At 41.5% G+C, this 14833-nt stretch carries 14 protein-coding genes; 8 read left to right on the top strand and 6 right to left on the bottom strand.

The features are described from left to right. The first annotated feature begins 35 nt into the window (after positions 1–35). Genes mreC through rodA form a run of 4 tightly spaced genes read left to right on the top strand, consistent with a single transcriptional unit; the run spans position 36 to position 4623 of the window. Positions 36–869, top strand: a complete 834-nt coding sequence (gene mreC / locus ACFSQ3_RS06485; RefSeq protein WP_380868618.1) for a rod shape-determining protein MreC — start codon at positions 36–38, stop codon at positions 867–869. Continuing rightward, positions 862–1386 carry a rod shape-determining protein MreD gene (locus ACFSQ3_RS06480; RefSeq protein ID WP_380868617.1) on the top strand — a complete coding sequence of 175 codons (525 nt, stop codon included), beginning with the start codon at positions 862–864 and terminating at the stop codon, positions 1384–1386. The genes mreC and ACFSQ3_RS06480 overlap by 8 nt, the downstream gene beginning before the upstream one ends. 20 nt (positions 1387–1406) lie before the next feature. Beyond that, complete coding sequence (gene mrdA, locus ACFSQ3_RS06475) at positions 1407–3353, top strand: penicillin-binding protein 2 (RefSeq protein ID WP_380868615.1); 1947 nt, start codon at positions 1407–1409, stop codon at positions 3351–3353. Then, complete coding sequence (gene rodA, locus ACFSQ3_RS06470) at positions 3346–4623, top strand: rod shape-determining protein RodA (RefSeq protein WP_380868614.1); 1278 nt, start codon at positions 3346–3348, stop codon at positions 4621–4623. Before mrdA ends, rodA begins: the two co-directional genes overlap by 8 nt. A 30-nt stretch (positions 4624–4653) precedes the next feature. On the opposite strand, the gene ACFSQ3_RS06465 is transcribed toward rodA, so the two are convergent. Genes ACFSQ3_RS06465 through argS form a run of 3 tightly spaced genes read right to left on the bottom strand, consistent with a single transcriptional unit; the run spans position 4654 to position 8717 of the window. Next, a complete protein-coding gene (locus tag ACFSQ3_RS06465) occupies positions 4654–5850 on the bottom strand; it encodes a BaiN/RdsA family NAD(P)/FAD-dependent oxidoreductase (protein ID WP_380868612.1) in 1197 nt (398 codons plus the stop codon). After that, a complete protein-coding gene (locus tag ACFSQ3_RS06460; RefSeq protein WP_380868610.1) occupies positions 5843–6919 on the bottom strand; it encodes a Gfo/Idh/MocA family oxidoreductase in 1077 nt (358 codons plus the stop codon). The genes ACFSQ3_RS06465 and ACFSQ3_RS06460 overlap by 8 nt, the downstream gene beginning before the upstream one ends. A gap of 10 nt (positions 6920–6929) precedes the next feature. Then, a complete protein-coding gene (gene argS / locus ACFSQ3_RS06455) occupies positions 6930–8717 on the bottom strand; it encodes an arginine--tRNA ligase (protein WP_380868608.1) in 1788 nt (595 codons plus the stop codon). A gap of 107 nt (positions 8718–8824) precedes the next feature. Between argS and ACFSQ3_RS06450 the strand changes: the two genes are divergently transcribed. From ACFSQ3_RS06450 to ACFSQ3_RS06440, 3 genes are all read left to right on the top strand, one after another. After that, positions 8825–10216, top strand: coding sequence for an arginine decarboxylase (locus ACFSQ3_RS06450; RefSeq protein ID WP_380868607.1), 1392 nt, complete (start codon positions 8825–8827; stop codon positions 10214–10216). A 26-nt stretch (positions 10217–10242) separates the two neighbouring features. Then, complete coding sequence (locus tag ACFSQ3_RS06445) at positions 10243–11328, top strand: MBL fold metallo-hydrolase (protein WP_380868605.1); 1086 nt, start codon at positions 10243–10245, stop codon at positions 11326–11328. Positions 11329–11477: 149 nt separating this feature from the next. Next, positions 11478–11855: a VOC family protein gene (locus ACFSQ3_RS06440; protein WP_380868603.1), complete on the top strand. Its 378-nt coding sequence runs from the start codon at positions 11478–11480 to the stop codon at positions 11853–11855. Between the two features lie 146 nt (positions 11856–12001). Here the strand turns inward: ACFSQ3_RS06440 and ACFSQ3_RS06435 are convergent, their stop codons facing one another. From ACFSQ3_RS06435 to ACFSQ3_RS06425, 3 genes are all read right to left on the bottom strand, one after another. Beyond that, the gene (locus ACFSQ3_RS06435; protein WP_380868601.1) at positions 12002–12664 is read right to left on the bottom strand and encodes a sterol desaturase family protein; all 663 of its coding nucleotides are present in this window, start codon (positions 12662–12664) and stop codon (positions 12002–12004) included. A 138-nt stretch (positions 12665–12802) separates the two neighbouring features. Next, the gene (locus ACFSQ3_RS06430) at positions 12803–13372 is read right to left on the bottom strand and encodes a DUF3267 domain-containing protein (protein ID WP_380868599.1); all 570 of its coding nucleotides are present in this window, start codon (positions 13370–13372) and stop codon (positions 12803–12805) included. 37 nt (positions 13373–13409) lie between these two features. Then, complete coding sequence (locus tag ACFSQ3_RS06425) at positions 13410–13751, bottom strand: VOC family protein (protein WP_380868597.1); 342 nt, start codon at positions 13749–13751, stop codon at positions 13410–13412. 184 nt (positions 13752–13935) lie between these two features. Here ACFSQ3_RS06425 and ACFSQ3_RS06420 point away from each other — a divergent pair, with 184 nt between their 5' ends. Continuing rightward, the gene (locus ACFSQ3_RS06420) at positions 13936–14811 is read left to right on the top strand and encodes a carbon-nitrogen hydrolase (RefSeq protein WP_380868596.1); all 876 of its coding nucleotides are present in this window, start codon (positions 13936–13938) and stop codon (positions 14809–14811) included. The last annotated feature ends 22 nt before the right edge of the window (positions 14812–14833 follow it).

The raw sequence follows: 14833 nt of genomic DNA, 5'->3' as shown, positions 1-14833 counted from the left end.
GGTAAACCTATAAAATAGAACAATAAACTAACAGGATGAAAAACCTTTGGCTTTTCTTAATTCGTTATAACGCCTTTTTCTGGTTCCTCCTTTTTTTTACGGTAGCTATCTTACTAGCAATCCGCAACAATAGTTTTCAGCGTTCGTCTTTTATCAGCTCATCTAATGCGGTTGTCGGCTCATTTTACGGCCGCTTAAACAGTTGGAAAAGCTACCTCGACCTTGACCAAACGAACGAAGATCTAGCAAGGGAAAATGCATTGCTTCGCCAAAAATTACAACAATTTATCCTGAAAGATACCGTTGACTCTATTCCATTAGCAGATTCCATAGACGAAAGTCGGTATGAGTTTATTGTTGCCGAGGTGGTAAACAATAGTATTCACCAAAAAAGTAATTACTTAACGCTAAACAGAGGTACCAATGCAGGTATTGAAAAAGGTATGGGCGTAATTACATCGAACGGAGTAGTAGGTATCGTATTACAAGTATCAACTAATTTTTCCACCGTACGTTCGCTTCTTCACCCCGACTCACGTGTTTCCGTCACATTAGATAGCACCGAAGCCTTCGGGTCGTTGGTTTGGGGCAATAATATGGATCCGCGATTAGGAACATTACGCGATATTCCGAACCATATTAAAGCGGAGAAAGGCCAAGTAATCCGCACATCCGGATTTTCTTTATTTCCTAAAGGTATTAAGGTGGGAGAAGTTGATGAAACCGGTATTACGTCGGGCGAAAGCTTCTTGGATATCCGCGTTAAGCTAAGCACCAACTTCTATAATTTGCATCATGTGTATGTTGTAAAGGATAATTTGGAAGAAGAAAAGCAATCTTTAGAATCGGAAAGGGAAGACAATGGCTAAAGTAATGATCCAAAATGTACTTCGTTTTCTGGCGATGATCGCTATTCAGGTTGTACTCTTCAAAAATATTGGTTACTACAACCTAGCAGCTCCGTTTCCGTATATTCTGATAATTTTGCTGCTGCCGTTACGCACCTCTAATTTCTTTTTATACGTCTTCGCATTCATTACCGGACTAACGGTCGACGCGTTTTACGATTCTTTAGGAATTCACACCGCAGCGTGCGTAGCTTTAGCTTGGTTTAGAATTGCGTTTATTCGCGTAACACTGGAAATGGATGTTCGCCAATCTTCCAATAGTCCATCTTGGGGCGATTTGGGATCAAAGTGGTATATATCTTACGTCTTTTTCAGCATATTAATTCATCACTTTTTGCTTTTTGTTATTGAAGTCTTTTCTTTCCATAACTTTTTACAGACGATTGGAAGCATCGTGTTAAGTAGTTTAAGTACATTCGTTATCGCTATGCTTATCAGCCTGTTATTTTACAAACGCAAATCAAGGTTAGGTATTTAATTTAATCAGCTATCGCGTATATGAACAATAGTTTCTTTACACGAAAATACGTCATTCAAGGCATCTTTATTACGACGGCACTGCTCATCGTGATTCGATTATTCTATATTCAGATCATTGACGATAGCTACATTTTGTCCGCGAACAATAATGTATTGCGAAAAGTAATTGTTTATCCTGCTCGTGGAGCGATTTTGGATCGTAACGGTAAGATTTTAGTACAGAATGAACCGATTTACGATTTATTGGTTACTCCGCGCGAGGCTAAAGATATTGACACCTTGCTATTGTGCGATTTGATTGGTATCGACAAAGAAGGATATATCCAACGGATGGAGAAAGCAAAATCGCATTCACCTTATCGGGCTTCCCAATTCGAAAAGCAGCTTTCCTCCACTACGTACGCACGCTTGCAGGAGCACTTGTATAAATTCCGTGGATTCTATGTCCAAAATAGAACAGTTCGAAGTTACCCAGATAGCATTGCTGCGCAATTTTTGGGATACATTCAAGAAGTCAATCAACGCGACATCGAGCGTTCCGAGGGATTTTATCGTCCTGGCGATTACATCGGCGCTACCGGGGTAGAGCGCGCTTATGAAGATTTGCTTCGTGGGAAGCGTGGTGTGAAAAATCAAATGGTGGATGCGTTGAATCGTCCACAAGGATCTTTCATGGAGGGCAAATATGATACCTTGGCAGTTACTGGTGATGGAATGGTATCATCGCTGGATCGCGATTTGCAAATTTTAGCTGAGCGATTAATGAAAAATAAGTTGGGATCAGTCGTTGCCATCGAACCTTCTAGCGGAGAAATTTTGGCGATGGTCAGTAGTCCGACTTACGATCCAAATTTGATGGTAGGCCGCGATTTGGGGAACAACTACATGGATTTGTTGCGCAACGAAAACAAACCGATGTTCTTACGTCCAATTCAGGCCTCCTATCCTCCAGGATCTATTTTCAAAATTGTTGCCGCATTAACCGCGCAACAAGCAGGTATGATCGATGCCAACACACGCTTCACTTGTAATGGCGGCTATCGCTATGGTGGCGGAAGAGGTTTAATGCGATGCACGGGCGTGCATGGAACAATTGATTTAGCGAGATCCATCGAAGCATCGTGTAATCCATACTACGCGAATGTATTCGCCCGAATGATTGATGGGCGAGGTATGTCTGGACCGCAGGCTTACGATTTGTGGCGTGAAGCGTTGATGAAATTCGGTTTAGGAAACAAACTAGGCATTGATCTTCCAGGAGAGAAACCTGGGTTGGTACCTACCTCTAACTATTATACGAAGATTTATGGCAGTAGCAAATGGCGTTCGTCGTTTAACATCTCGTTGTCTATTGGGCAAGGCGAACTCGGAATTACGCCGCTCCAAATGGCCAATTTAACGGCTATAGTTGCTAATAGAGGCTTTTATTATCGTCCTCACTTGATCAAAGGGATTGGTGAAGAACAAATTGTGAAACCGGAGTTTGCAGAAAAAATCTCGGCAGGAGTTGATGCTAAATACTACGAATCAGTTATTGAAGGAATGAGCCGCGTTGTCAACAAAAGCGGATCAGGACGTGCGGTAGCGATTCCTGGTATTGAAATGTGTGGTAAAACAGGAACCGTGCAGAATCCGCATGGCGAAAATCACGCCGTGTTTTTTGCATTTGCTCCGCGAGAGAATCCAAAAATCGCTATTGCTGTTTTTGTGGAAAACGCTGGATATGGCGGAACATGGGCTGCGCCAATTGCGAGCATGTTGGTAGAAAATTATATCCGCGATACGATTAGCTTACCGAAATATTTGCAAGATCGTATTTACAACGGTGACTTGCGCCCCAAGCCGAAAAAACCGGTAGAAGTACCACAAACGGCGTTGAACAACAAGAAGGAAAAAGAAAAGCAACAACACGGAACATCAGCTCTATTGGTGCACCACAGTCAAAGACCGCGTAGACATGAATAGCTTACAGAAAAAAAGTTTTTTCGGACAAATTGACTGGTGGACGGTGTGCCTTTGGTTTATGCTCTGTTTAATCGGTTGGTTTAATATTCATGCAGCGGTCTACGATCCGGATCATGCAAGCCTGTTTAATTTGGAAACGAATTATGGCAAGCAATCGATTTTCATTGGTACTGCAATTATCATCGGGTTCAGTATTCTAATCATCGATGCAAACTTTTTCATCACATCAGCGCCCTTTGTTTATTTTATCGTTGCGCTTTTGCTTATAGCGGTATTGGTAGTCGGACGAAACGTTGGCGGTAATCAGGCTTGGATTCCACTTGGAAGCTTTCGTTTACAACCATCTGAGTTTGGTAAGTTAGCTACTTGCTTATTGTTGGCCTTCTATCTCAGTAACCAAATTACTAAAAACCCGAATTTACGAACACTATTTTTCGGTGTGGCAATTGTGCTGTTCCCAGTTTTACTTGTCATGCTTCAGCCCGATACGGGATCGGCTTTGGCTTTCTTCTCTTTAATTTTTGTATTCTACAGAGAAGGTTACGTCGGCACGAACGTACTAGTTATTGCAGGACTTGCGATCGTTTTGTTTCTGTTGGCATTGGTATTCAATCAGTGGATTCTGATAGGAATCTTAGCCGTCACAGCTGGAGTATTTATGTATTTGCTTCGTCGGAAACGAAAAAACCTGATTAATATCGGTATTTTGTTTTTAGCGTCATCGCTGTATATACTTTGCGTTGATTTTGCATACAATAGCATTTTACAAACGCACCAACGAAACCGTATTGACATCATTTTGGGGAAAATTGATGATCCTCGTGGCCAAGGTTATAATCTTAACCAATCTAAAATCGCTATCGGATCGGGCCAGCTTTTTGGGAAAGGTTATTTACAAGGCACGCAAACTAAATATAACTTCGTTCCGGAACAAAGTACTGACTTCATCTTTTGTACCGTTGGCGAAGAATGGGGTTTTGTAGGTTGTATGATTCTTATAGGTGTTTATTTGGCGCTACTGCTGCGATTGGTGAATATCGCTGAAAGACAACGATCTGCTTTTGGTAGGATATACGGATATGGGGTCGTTTCTATTATCTTCTTCCATTTCTTTATTAATATTGGTATGACGATAGGTATTGTACCTGTTATCGGAATTCCGCTTCCATTTATCAGTTACGGAGGATCGTCTTTGTGGTCGTTCACAATCCTGCTATTCATTCTATTGAAATTTGATTCTTCCCGCAAAGGATTATCTAATTTCGGGTAGGAAAAAATCGTGAGAATTGAAATGAGATAATTAAATCGCTTGTGCAATGGCGTAGCCTGAAGCCCAAGCCCATTGGAAATTATAACCGCCCAACCAACCGGTAACATCCATCGCTTCGCCACCGAAATACAGTCCGGAAACTAATTTTGATTCCATGGTTTTTGCGTTTATTTCATCTGTTGCAACACCACCGGACATCACCTCGGCTTTGTCATAGCCTTTGTCGCCGGCAGGCTTTACCGTAAAACTGTGAATCGAATCATGAATGAGTTTTGCGTCGGCTTTGCTTAATGATGCGATCTTCAAACTCAAAGGCAGAAAACTGCCTAATGCATCCACCAATTTCCGTGAGAAATGATCTTGCAGAACTTGAGATACCGTGCGCTTACCGCCAAACTGCCTTTCTTCTTTGATCAGCGCATCCATACGGTGCGTCGGTAATAAATCAACAAAGAACTTCTCTCCCGCGCGCCAATACGATGAAATTTGTAATATCGCTGGACCGCTCAGTCCCCAATGTGTAAACAGCATATTTTCTTCAAAAGATATACGTTCATTCCAAACGCGCGCAAACAGAGAATTTCCCGACAAGGCAGCATACCAATCTGCATCTTTCCCAGTTATAGTTAAAGGGACGAGCGCTGGAGCAGTTCGCACAACGCGATGGCCAAATTGCTTCGCAGTTCGAAGCGCAAAATCTGAAGCGCCCAATTTATGCACGGGTAATCCACCGGAAGCTAGAACCACTTTCGTCGATTGAATGGTTTGTTGACGACCGTCCGCTTCTACTTCCACAAAAAACGCTTCGCTTTCTTTGCGAATGCTTTTCACCAAGCTATTCAGCTGTAAAACTTGTCCGGTTTCCGCCATTAAGCGAACGAATACCTCGACGATATCTTTTGCCTTATTGGATTGCGGGAATAATTGTCCTAAGGTTTTTTCTACGCCTCGGATGCGACCGAAGCTTTCGAAAAATTGAATTGTGTCATCCACGGACCATTGGCTGAAAGCAGCATGAAGAAAAGATGGATTTTCGGAGACGAAATTTTCGATGGATGTATGCAAATTGGTGTAATTGCATCGCCCTCCACCGGAGATTAAAATTTTGGCGCCCGGTTTAGCATTTCGTTCCAGCACCAAAACACGCTTACCCAATAAGCCTGCTTGCGCAGCGCACATTAATCCGCACGCTCCCGCACCAACAATTATGGCATCGAATTTAGGCATACGCAATAAGTTCTCCAGCCAAAGAGATCACGGTTTTCTCCGCCCAAGATTGTTCGCAAAGTTCTAAAATGCGAATAACATCGCGAGCTTGTTTCGGCTGTACAATCAATGTACTATTGCCATCCAATACATCCACCATATTAGCATAAAAATCTTGTCCAGAACCACGCTCGCTCGCAACAGGTTCGATGCGTTCGCCGTGTTCGGGATCCTCAACAGCCAAAGTGCCGTAGGTCGATTCCGGCTCCAATCCCCAATCTGCGTTTAGGTGCGGTAAACTTCCGCTGCGAAGCATCTCCTCCTGCGGATCAGTTCCTGGTTTGATAAAGCAACCTGCCGTTCCATACAAAGCGTACCTCGGCGTTGGCAATTTCGCCAGCATTTGTCCTTTTAGCGAAACTTTCAGCGCATCGTACGAAAGAATAATCTCAAAATCATCGATTGCTTCTGCCCCATCGCGTTGCACGCGAAGATCTGCAAAGACTGTTTGAGGTGCACCGAATAACTGTAAAGCTTGATCGATCAAGTGCGCACCTAAATCGTAATGAATGCCGGAACCAGGCAAATTCTTTTCGCGCCAAGCACCTTCGCGAAGATAATTTCGGAAACGATCATACCGTGCTTCGTAGTTTGTCAATCGGCCGACAGCGTTCTCTAGAATAAGTTTACGAACGGTCTTAAAATCCGAATGAAAACGCGCATTGTGGTGAACGGTTAATAACAAATTCTTTTCAGAAGCAAGTGCGATTAACTCTTCGGCTTGTTCGGTGGTGTTGGTAAACGGCTTTTCGACAACCACGTGCTTTCCAGCTAGCAAAGCTGTTTTTGCAAAATCATAATGCACATCATTTGACGTGGCAACGACCACAATATCAATTGCAGGATCTTCAAAAATATCATTGGCTGATTGTACAGCAACTGCTTCCGGATACCGCGCAGCAAGCAGTTCTTGTTGTTCTTGCTTTCTTGCGGTTACCTTGTAAAGTTGCAGCGCCGGATTGCCCGAAATAAATGGTGCATGGAAAACCTGACCGCCAATGGAAAAACCTATTAAACCAACTTTGTACATCTGTTCTTCGTTACATTTGTTCCGGTACAGTGATGCCCAACAAATTCATGGAATGCTTGATTATTTTCGCTGTCGCAAACGATAGTTTTAAACGGAACGCTTTTTCTACCGCATCGTCTGCCTTCAACACGCTAACTTCGTGATAAAACTTATTATACAATTTAGCCAATTCATACGCGTAATTGGCCAAGTGCGCTGGACTAAACTCTCTCGCAGCCACAGCAATTACGTTCGGATAATTACCTAAGGCTTGTACTAAATCGCGTTCGAAAACCGTAATATTTTTTATATCGGCAGTCGTATTCGTATCTACATAATCCGCCTTGCGCAAGATCGATTTAATACGTGCGTGTGTGTATTGTATAAACGGACCCGTGTGCCCTTGAAAATCTACTGATTCGTTTGGATCGAATAACAGACGTTTTTTAGGATCTACTTTTAGCAAGAAATATTTCAATGCGCCCATTCCGATGGTGCGATACAAAGCTTGCTTTTCCTCGTCAGAAAAACCTTCCGTTTTGCCCAGTTCCTCGGTACGCGTTTGTGCAGTTTCGACCATTTCTGCCATCAGATCATCGGCATCAACAACGGTTCCTTCGCGGGATTTCATTTTTCCTGAAGGCAAATCCACCATACCATACGATAAGTGGAACAATCCATCGGCCCAAGCTTTACCCAGTTTCTTTAAAATAAGGAACAATACCTTGAAATGGTAATCTTGTTCATTTCCAACGACGTAAATAGATTCCTCCATTCCGAATTCATCGAACTTCAATTGAGCCGTCCCCAAATCCTGCGTAATGTAAACCGAGGTTCCATCGCCACGTAAAACCAATTTCTCGTCCAATCCGTCGGAAGTCAGATCGATCCAGACAGAACCATCCTCTTTCTTAAAGAAAACATTTTTGTCCAGTCCTTCTTGGATAATATCTTTACCTAATAAATAGGTGTCTGATTCATAGTAGAATTTATTGAAAGAAACGCCCAAGGAATTGTAGGTAACGCCAAAACCAGCATAAACCCATTCATTCATTGTTTTCCAAAGGCTGATTACCGCTTCGTCGCCTGCCTCCCATTTTTGAAGCATTTGCTGTGCTTCTTGAATTAGCGGCGCATTGCGCTTCGCTTCTTCTTCCGTTTGGCCATCCGCCTTTAAGGTTTCAATTTCCGCTTTGTAAGCTTTATCGAATTCGACATAGTATTTGCCGACCAAATGATCACCTTTCAAACCGGAAGATTCTGGTGTTTCTCCATTTCCAAACTTCTGCCAAGCCAACATGGATTTACAGATATGGATTCCGCGATCGTTGATCAAGTTTGCTTTAACGACATCATAACCGTATGCTTTCCAAATTTCAGCCACCGAAAAACCTAAAAGGTTGTTACGGATATGCCCCAAATGCAAAGGTTTATTTGTATTCGGTGATGAATATTCCACCATAATCCGTTTACTTGTTGCCGGAAACACACCAAATTCTTCGGATGAGATCGTATTGTTTAACAATTTGATCCAGTAATCATCCGATAAAACAACATTCAAAAAGCCTTTAATAACATTGAAGGATACTACATCTTCGATCGCATTTTGTAAAAATTCTCCGATGTCCTGACCCGTTTGTTCTGGCGATTTTTTTGAAAATCGTGTTACAGGAAATACCACAATGGTAAACTGCCCTTCAAACTCCTTGCGTGTTTCTTGCAAACTAATTTGAGTATCAGGAATATCCGCTGAATAAAGTGATTTTACCGCATTTACGGTCTCGGCAACGAGTATTTGTTGAATTGATGAATCCGCCATATAAATGTAAGAATGTTATAAAGCTTCTGATAATGAGGGTGAAAAATTACGGTAATTGTAATAGGGTATTCATTACGAAAGCATATCTTTGCCAAAAATAACAAAAAATGCAGAGCTATCAGGAATTTCTTGACTTAAGTGTCGGCTTCCCTCAAGACGGATTCGACATCATCGATGACGAATTATACTTTCACGATCTAAACCTGATGGAGATGATCGAAACGTATGGTACTCCATTGCGTTTTACCTATCTTCCGATCATCAGCAAGAAGATCCAGCAGGCGAAAATTCTTTTCCAAACCGCTATATTGAAGCACAATTATCGAGGATCTTATAAATACTGTTATTGTACTAAATCTTCGCACTTCAAACACATCGTGGAGGAAGCGTTGAAGAACGATATCCACTTGGAAACATCATCTGCCTTTGATATGCCGATGATTGATGCGCTGGAACGTCAGGGTGCGGTCACTAAAGATATTACTGTTATCTGTAATGGTTTCAAAACGTATCAATACAAGCAATATATCGTCGATATGTTGCATGATGGATACAGAAATATCATCCCGGTATTGGACAACAAAGAGGAGTTCAATATGTACGATGATGAGGTGGAATTGGATGCGCCTTGTAATTTAGGAATTCGTATTGCCGCGGAAGAGCAACCTGATTCGCAGTTCTATACCTCTCGTTTGGGAATCCGTATGGAAGATGTCATTGACTTCTACAATTCGAAAGTGGCGGAAAACCCACATTTCAAAGTGAAATTACTGCACTTCTTCATTAACTCCGGTATTTCCGACACACCATATTATTGGAATGAGCTGGAGAAATACGTGACCTTATATTGTAAGTTCAAAAAAATCAACCCGGATTTGGACACCTTAGATATTGGTGGTGGAATGCCATTCAAGGATTCTTTGGTACACGATTTCGATTATGAATACATGGTCAATGAAATCGTTAACCGCATCAAGCAAATCTGTGCTTCGCACGATGTGATCGAACCGGATATTATCACAGAATTTGGTAAATACACGGTAGCGGAAGCTTCGGGTATCTTGTATAAAGTTTTGGGTCGTAAGCAACAAAATGATCGCGAGAAATGGCTGATGTTAGACGGTTCATTTATCACGAATCTACCGGATGTTTGGGCATTGAATCAAAAATATATCTTGTTGCCGATCAATAATTGGGATTCGGAATACGAGCGCGTGAATTTGGGTGGAATTACCTGTGATGGTCAGGATTATTACAATCAGGAAGCGCACATGAACTCGGTTTTTATGCCTAAAACACGTAAAGTGCAATATCTTGGATTTTTCCATACTGGGGCTTACCAAGAAGTGTTAAGTGGTTACGGCGGTATCCATCACTGTTTGTTGCCTTCTCCGAAACATGTTTTAATTCGTCGCAATCGCGATGAAACGTTTAATTACGAAGTTTTTGGCGAGGAGCAAAACTCTAAGCAAGTAATGAAACTATTGGGTTATCAATAAAATCCATTTACATCTTGAAGCGTTTTATGCAAATACTAATCATTCTTTTAGCGCTGTTAGCTGTAGCCGTATATGTTTTTAGCAAGCAGGATAAGGTTGGATATTACGCAAAGGGCGATCGCTTGGCACGTATGGAAGCAACGCCTAATTTTAAAGATGGTGTTTTCGATAACCTAGAGCATACGCCGAGCTTGGCCGAAGGAGAATCCATGTTCACCGTGATCAAAAAATGGTTGTTCACGAGCAATCCGAACAAACAACCTTTGCACGAATTACCGCACGTACAAACGGATCTGAACGCATTGCCGTTGGATAGCAATGTATTGGTTTGGTTTGGCCATTCCTCCTACTATCTCCAATTGGATGGCAAACGCATTTTGGTCGATCCTGTTTTTAGCGGCAACGCTTCGCCAATTAACAATGTCAAAGCATTTCTTGGAACAAACACTTTCCATGTAGAAGATATGCCGGAAATCGATATCCTCGTGATCAGTCACGATCACTGGGATCATTTAGATTATGCAACGATTTTAGCTTTGAAACCTAAAGTAAAAAGAGTGCTTACCGGATTGGGCGTGGGCGCACATTTCGAAGGTTGGGGATATGAACCAAATACAATCACGGAATTGTACTGGGGTGAAACTGCCGATATTGATGGATTACATTTCACAAGCTGTACCGCTCGACATTTTTCGGGACGGTGGTTCAAACGCAATACCAGCTTATGGTCTTCGTTTGCCGTTCGCGGTCAACATCTAAACCTATTTTTAGGTGGAGATAGTGGATATGGCACACATTTCAAAAAAATTGGGGATGCACTCGGTCCATTTGACTGGGCGGTATTGGAAAACGGACAGTACAACGAGTCGTGGAGATACATCCATATGTTGCCGGACGAAGTCGTAAAAGCTAGCCAAGAACTTCGTGCAAAAAAATTGCTTCCCGTGCATTCATCAAAATTTGTTCTTTCCATTCACGATTGGGATGAACCGCTGAAGCAAGTTTCCAAACACGGCCAAACGAACGGTGTTCCCGTCGCAACACCAAAAATCGGCGAAGTGCTATATCTCGACCAAAACCAGACCTTCCTCCATTGGTGGGAACAAGTTTAGAAAATGGAGGTTATCTTCGCGAAGACAAAGTGAAGCAGAAATAACTTTATCGGAATTTCTTTGGATGGAGAATACATAACTCAATTCCCATGTATCTCTTAACTTAGCAAATCTCTAGAAATCGTATTTTCTCCGTTAACCTTAAATAAATGAAGTTGAATCTAAATCAAATCACCATTCCGGTACGAGATGTCGAAAAATCGATTTCTTTCTACGAAATGCTTGGTTTGAAATTGATAGTACAAGCACTGCCTCATTACGCTCGATTTGTCTGCAAAAGTGGCGATTCAACCTTTTCCCTTCATCAATCAAATAAATTCGGAACCGATAATATTTGGATTTACTTTGAAACGGAAAGCTTAGATCAGGATGTAATCGAATTGCAAACAAAAGGCGTCGTATTCGAATCCTTGCCAAAGGAACAAAAATGGCTATGGAAAGAAGCTAGGCTAAAAGACCCTGACGGCAATCAACTCATTTTATACTACGCTGGGAAGAATAGAAAGGATCCACCTTGGAAGATATGAGCAATCCGTTTCAAACACATAAAATCTCGCTCGGAAACTATATTATCAAGTGATTTCTCGTTTAAACGCGCTTGCTACTAACACCAACCCTAAACAAAGTTAACATAAAGTTCATGTAGCCTTATGTGTAAATTTACAATCCATAATTACCTTTGTAAGGTGGAGTTGTCTACTTTTCTTTTTTCGGATTTTTTAGAAAAAGTAGTGCCGAAAATTTTATCCCAAAAATAGGAACTTACACCGAAGCCTTTTTCTGGATCAGCATAATGATGTAGCATATGGTGATCCTTAATTCTTTTTAGAAATCCCGATTTAAAATTAGCGTGATGGATAGCGTAATGGCATTCGTCATAAACAAGATATCCAATTAAAAATCCGGCAAAAAATGCCGCTAAATAGTATGTAGAAAAGAATAAACTGAAAATCAAATAAATAATCGTCGCCATGGGTATGCTGGCAGATAATGGCATTACCAAACGTAATCTATCTTTTGGATAATCGTGATGTACACCATGAAATATAAAATGGATACGGCGACCTAACTTTCCGGGCAACTCATAATGAAATACCCATCTATGTAACACATATTCCGCCAATGTCCAAAATCCCAAACCATACACGAGATACAAAGCAATAGTGCCAAAGCCCAATTCTCCAATTGCATTTGCTCTCCAAATAAAGTAAGCAATAACGGGAACCCAAAATAGTAATGGCACCGCATAATGCACCTTCGTTAACGACTCCAAAAAATTACTCTTGAACATGCGAACGGACTCGCTGGAGTTGGAAACATAATGCTTCTTTGCCATAACCGATAAATATTATTGTGTTGGTAATAAAATTTTACATACAAATATAAACAAAGTAAGTTATGTTAAAAATATATTAACACGGTTTGACCAAATTATTACAATAGTCAAATCGAATCAAAGAAAGGTTTGGCGCTGTCAACGTTTCTCTAGGACATAAAAACCTGCCTCGGATGGGTGATCAAGTACTATCGTACTTGCATGTAGCTTTCTCATTTTCATAACGATCATAACATCACCTACGGCGGTAACGGTAAAGAAAAAGCCAAAGATTAAAAACAGCCAATTGCCAGTTATTAACGCATAGATTGCAGGAAGCATCCCTAAAACAAATAATGGTGTGAGTGCTCCAAAAATGTATTGTCTAACTCTAAGCGGCTCAATGCAATGACAGTATGGTGTATAACTAGGTTTCATTATCCCGAAGCGAATAGATGCCCATCCAGCTTTTGAGCAAATCGACCAAGCCAAACCGTGCAATCCTTCATGCAAAATAATACCTATAAAAATCACTAAAACAACTAGCGGTGGATACAAAAATGCAGGAACGACATCCAAATATCCGACAACGAAAAATTCTTTGGAAAGATGCGATTTCCATATCAGCAAATACGGAACAACGTAACTTAAAAGCACAGGAACCAGCATCGAGCATCCCATTCTACTCGCTTCAGCCACATCAATGAGATGCTCCTTTTTTGAGGTCATACTATTTTACAAAATATTTAAATGATGTTTTCTAGATCTATTTATCTGACCAAAGTGCCAACTCGTTACCGGATGGATCTGTAAAATGAAATCTGTGCCCTCCGGGAAATGAAAAGATATCTTGTGTAATAATACCTTTCGCTCCGATTACCCGTTCTTTCGCCACCATCAAATCCTCGTGGTAAAGTACTACGAGTACACCATTGATTGGATCTGTTGCAGATTTTTCAAATCCGCCATCCAATCCGCTTCCGGAAAAGGCAATATAATCGGGTCCATAATCGGTAAAAACCCAATCAAAAGCGCGCGTGTAAAAACTCTTTATTGCTACTAAATCTCTGCCCTTAAACTCAATATAGTTGATGTGATTATTAGTCATATTTGTACGATCATTTGGTGATAAAACATTTCGTGCAATCCAAACACCACGAAATACAGCACTCGAATTAACTTCAGCAAATTACGCAAAAAACTACCTCTTGCAGATTAATTTATCTGGAAATATTGACCAAGGACATTTTAATTTGAATACCTTTGCAATAGGAAAACATACTTAAAGAAAGATGAGTAAAGTGAAAGTTGGCTTGGTGCAGATGTCTTGCGTTAGCGATAAGCAGGCGAATCTAGACAAAGCGATTGCGAAAGTACGGGACGCGGCCGCTCAGGGCGCACAAATTGTTTGTCTTCAGGAATTATTTACGTCGCTGTACTTCTGCGATGTGGAAGATTACGATAACTTTAACTTGGCAGAAGCCATTCCCGGGCCATCGACCGATGCTTTATCGGCGGTTGCTGCGGAGTTGAGCGTGGTCATCATTGCTTCGCTATTCGAGAAACGAACGGCTGGTTTATACCATAATACTACAGCGGTTTTAGATGCTGATGGAACGTATTTAGGTAAATATCGCAAGATGCATATTCCGGATGATCCAGCTTTCTATGAGAAATTCTATTTTACGCCGGGCGATTTAGGTTACAAAGTTTTCTCAACGAAATTCGGGAAAATCGGGATCTTGATATGCTGGGATCAATGGTATCCGGAAGCGTCGCGCATTACGGCGTTAATGGGTGCTGAGATGCTCTTCTACCCTACTGCAATCGGCTGGGCAACCGACCAGGATGAGGAAACGAATCAAGACCAATATAACGCATGGCAAACGATCCAACGATCGCATGCTGTCGCGAATGGTGTGCCCGTAATCTCTGTCAACCGTGTAGGTTTTGAGCAAGATGGAGCCATGAAGTTTTGGGGTGGTAGTTTCGTTGCCAACGCGCAAGGAAAGCTGCTGTATTTAGCTTCACATGATCAGGAAGAAGTGAAAGTAGTCGATATCGATTTGAACGAATCCGATTATTTCAGAAAGCATTGGCCGTTTTTGCGTGATCGCCGGGTAGAAACTTACAGCCCGATCACCAAACGATTTATTGACGAAGATTAATTGACATTATTGATGGCAAGCT

This window comes from Sphingobacterium corticis (assembly GCF_042684745.1).
Classification (GTDB): Bacteria; Bacteroidota; Bacteroidia; order Sphingobacteriales; family Sphingobacteriaceae; genus Sphingobacterium; species Sphingobacterium corticis.
This window is presented reverse-complemented; position numbering and strand designations above follow the sequence as displayed.

Coding starts and splice junctions, on each gene's coding strand:
- ACFSQ3_RS06445 (WP_380868605.1), top strand. CDS start 10,243: ATGCAAATACTAATCATTCTTTTAGCGCTGTTAGCTGTAGCCGTATAT.
- ACFSQ3_RS06425 (WP_380868597.1), bottom strand. CDS start 13,751: ATGACTAATAATCACATCAACTATATTGAGTTTAAGGGCAGAGATTTA.
- argS (WP_380868608.1), bottom strand. CDS start 8,717: ATGGCGGATTCATCAATTCAACAAATACTCGTTGCCGAGACCGTAAAT.
- ACFSQ3_RS06435 (WP_380868601.1), bottom strand. CDS start 12,664: ATGGCAAAGAAGCATTATGTTTCCAACTCCAGCGAGTCCGTTCGCATG.
- ACFSQ3_RS06465 (WP_380868612.1), bottom strand. CDS start 5,850: ATGCCTAAATTCGATGCCATAATTGTTGGTGCGGGAGCGTGCGGATTA.
- ACFSQ3_RS06440 (WP_380868603.1), top strand. CDS start 11,478: ATGAAGTTGAATCTAAATCAAATCACCATTCCGGTACGAGATGTCGAA.
- ACFSQ3_RS06420 (WP_380868596.1), top strand. CDS start 13,936: ATGAGTAAAGTGAAAGTTGGCTTGGTGCAGATGTCTTGCGTTAGCGAT.
- ACFSQ3_RS06460 (WP_380868610.1), bottom strand. CDS start 6,919: ATGTACAAAGTTGGTTTAATAGGTTTTTCCATTGGCGGTCAGGTTTTC.
- rodA (WP_380868614.1), top strand. CDS start 3,346: ATGAATAGCTTACAGAAAAAAAGTTTTTTCGGACAAATTGACTGGTGG.
- ACFSQ3_RS06430 (WP_380868599.1), bottom strand. CDS start 13,372: ATGACCTCAAAAAAGGAGCATCTCATTGATGTGGCTGAAGCGAGTAGA.
- mrdA (WP_380868615.1), top strand. CDS start 1,407: ATGAACAATAGTTTCTTTACACGAAAATACGTCATTCAAGGCATCTTT.
- ACFSQ3_RS06480 (WP_380868617.1), top strand. CDS start 862: ATGGCTAAAGTAATGATCCAAAATGTACTTCGTTTTCTGGCGATGATC.
- ACFSQ3_RS06450 (WP_380868607.1), top strand. CDS start 8,825: ATGCAGAGCTATCAGGAATTTCTTGACTTAAGTGTCGGCTTCCCTCAA.
- mreC (WP_380868618.1), top strand. CDS start 36: ATGAAAAACCTTTGGCTTTTCTTAATTCGTTATAACGCCTTTTTCTGG.